This is a genomic window from Bacillus sp. Nf3, assembly GCF_003028545.1.
Lineage (GTDB): Bacteria > Bacillota > Bacilli > Bacillales > Bacillaceae > Bacillus > Bacillus safensis.
Genome location: NZ_PYUA01000064.1, coordinates 1 through 602 on the forward strand (window position 1 = coordinate 1; position 602 = coordinate 602).

1 pseudogene is annotated in these 602 nt (G+C 60.0%); it reads right to left on the minus strand.

Annotation, left to right across the window (positions count from 1 at the left end):
- Positions 1–602, minus strand: a pseudogene (locus C9414_RS20330) (hypothetical protein); the annotation flags it as partial.

Genomic DNA, 602 nt, shown 5'->3' on the forward strand with positions numbered 1-602 from the left:
TAACTCATGTTCGGACGGGGTGTTCGCACCAGCTTGACGTTATAGCCGAGCTGGTACTGCCAGACATGGGTCATCTCGTGGATGAAGAAGGCCTGGAGTCTCAAGGTATCCAAGGAGTAGTCGTCGCGATAGATTCCCTTCGGAAAGTACATTTCGCCATTGGGCGTGACGCCAGTGTCCTTGTGCTGGAACCCAAAAAACAGCCAGTAGCCATGGTTGTGAACCTTTACCCGGCTGTAGTCGACAGAGTCGCCAAACACCAGTCGTGCCATCTCGATCTCGCCGAACGTAAGGCTCCGCTCATGGCCGGGGGCGCTCACCTCCACGACCGAAACGCCCAGGTCCTGTGGCGTGGTGATCACACCCTCGAGATCGAATATCTCCGGTGCACCATCGGTGCCGGGCGCCATGCGCACACAGCACCCTGTCAGCACCGTTGGCGGACGTAGTTCCGCACGCACCACGGCTTGGCTCTGCGCGGTCGAGATCCGCGCCGTACCGCCCTGTGCATCGGTGGTGCCGGAGACGGCCCTGCCATCGTCCAGATACAACGTGTAGGGCAGTTCGGCCAGCGGGTTTCCTCGACTGCCGACAAATCGGAT